This is a genomic window from Mesorhizobium sp. M2A.F.Ca.ET.037.01.1.1, from assembly GCF_003998075.1.
Taxonomy (GTDB): Bacteria; Pseudomonadota; Alphaproteobacteria; order Rhizobiales; family Rhizobiaceae; genus Mesorhizobium.
The window spans coordinates 1-1,741 of the sequence record NZ_RZSA01001206.1; the positions used below are offsets into that span (position 1 = coordinate 1).

2 protein-coding genes are annotated in these 1,741 nt (G+C 62.8%); one reads left to right on the plus strand and one right to left on the minus strand.

The genetic code is table 11. The annotated features are described in order from the left end of the window. A partial coding sequence (locus tag EOA27_RS43220) for an ArdC-like ssDNA-binding domain-containing protein (protein WP_348639883.1) occupies positions 1-586 on the minus strand: 586 nt, incomplete at its 3' end. Between the two features lie 434 nt (positions 587-1,020). Here EOA27_RS43220 and EOA27_RS35115 point away from each other — a divergent pair. After that, positions 1,021-1,584 (plus strand): inositol monophosphatase family protein, encoded by a 564-nt coding sequence (locus EOA27_RS35115; RefSeq protein ID WP_210214196.1) that lies wholly within the window; start codon positions 1,021-1,023, stop codon positions 1,582-1,584. Positions 1,585-1,741 lie beyond the last annotated feature (157 nt).

Consider the following 1,741-nt stretch of genomic DNA (forward strand, 5'->3'; position numbering starts at 1 on the left):
GCCCATTGTGGCGTAGCGGCCTGTTGACGCTGCCACTCGGATGATCCGCACTCCATGGCTTGACCCAAGGGCGCACGCCATTTTCGAGATCGGCAACGATCTTCTCGGTTATCCTCGCGTAGAGGTCTGCCCGCGATCCTTTTTCTTTTCTGCTCATTTTCCTGAACCTCCATTCTGGAGGCCGCGCCCATCGCGGCCCCGTCACGGCGGTCCAACAGCCGGGGCGATCAGGAGGCGCGGGCACCCGCAGGGCCGAAACGACAGTGGAGGACGGCGAAGCCGTTGCGCGCGGCGCCGGACCCGGCAGGAGCGACGTCCGGGAGGGGGCGCGAAGTGCGAACAGGCGCGAAAGCGCCCTGCCTGGCGGGCGCGGTGCGCTCGACGAAGGCAGAGCGAAGGCCGGTTCAATGAACCGGGCTCCCTCGAAAGGGTTGTATTCGTAGAGCGCTTCGACCTCGGCGTCGTTGAGTTCGTCGGCTGGCAGGACGCCGTACTGGTTGTCGGAGCGGAAGAGGATGACGGTGGTCATCAGGGTGCGGGCGAGGTTCCAGGCGTGCTTTTGCGCGAGTTCCAGATTGTGCGACATATGAGGGCTCCATCTTCTGCGCGGACCAATTTCCGCTCGATGGCTCCGTCAGCGTCCGGCTCCGGGCGCGATCACCGCGCAGGCTTCAGCCAAGCGGCCGCACGCTTGCGTAGCGGACCCCCTGCGGGTTGATCGTGGAAGATCCGGAGCCGGACCAGGAAGGCCATCACGAGAAGAGCGGGATTGGACCGCCTCGCCGCAGGGAGCCCGCATTGCGCAAGTTGGAGCAGCGAGAATTGCCAGCGTGGAGACGCGGCTTCCGGCGCTGCCTGCGTATTGTCTGTCAGTCGATATGGGCGTGGGGACCCGGCCTCGCGCTCGCGTAGCGGATCCTTGAAGGTTGCAGGCGCCGACCCGGATTTGTCATCCCGCTGTCAAGGTAACGGGCAATAGGGGCTTTTTGAGAGCCCGAAATGCCCGAACTCGATAGGATCATGAACGTGGCGCTGGCGCTGGCGGAGGCCTCATCTTGCCGTGCCAGCAATTCCTGGCGTGGCGATCTGGCCGTGACTTACAAAGCCGACGGCTCCTCGCTGACTGAAGCCGATCTGTCCATTGAAGAAATGTGGCGGGAGCGGATACGACGGGATTTTCCCTGGCATGGGATACTTGGTGAGGAATTTGGCTCCGACGCCGGGGCGAGTGCCTACACATGGGTTCTGGACCCCATAGACGGCACACGTCAGTTCGCGACAGGGTTGCTCAACTTCGCGTCCCTCATCAGCGTCTGCAGGGAAGGCTTTCCGGTTCTGGGGATCATAGACTTGCCGTTGCCTGGCGTGCGGTTTGTGGCCGCCCAAGGCAAAGGCACCATTTTCGATGGCCGTGTCGTCCGAAGCAGTGGACAGCGAGAGATCGAAACCTCGAAAATCAGCCTGGCAAATCCCGACAGTTTTACCGGCGATACGGCCTTGGTTATGAGCGGCTGCGAGCGTCGGGGCAGCTCAGGGTGTTCGATGGCGGCGCACCGGCTTACGGCGCGCTTTCGCGAGGACTGATCGACATTTGCCTCAACGGGGACAATCTCGATCCGTTTGACATATGCGCCTTTGTGTCCGGTCGTTACCGAAGCGGGCGGCGTAATCACGGACTGGGAGGGACAACCTCTGTCGCTCACATCGAGCGGAGCAATTGCTGCAAGCGGCTCGCCCGAGC

Excerpts from the sequence above, each read along its gene's own strand:
- EOA27_RS35115 (WP_210214196.1), top strand. The coding sequence starts at position 1,021 with ATGAACGTGGCGCTGGCGCTGGCGGAGGCCTCATCTTGCCGTGCCAGC.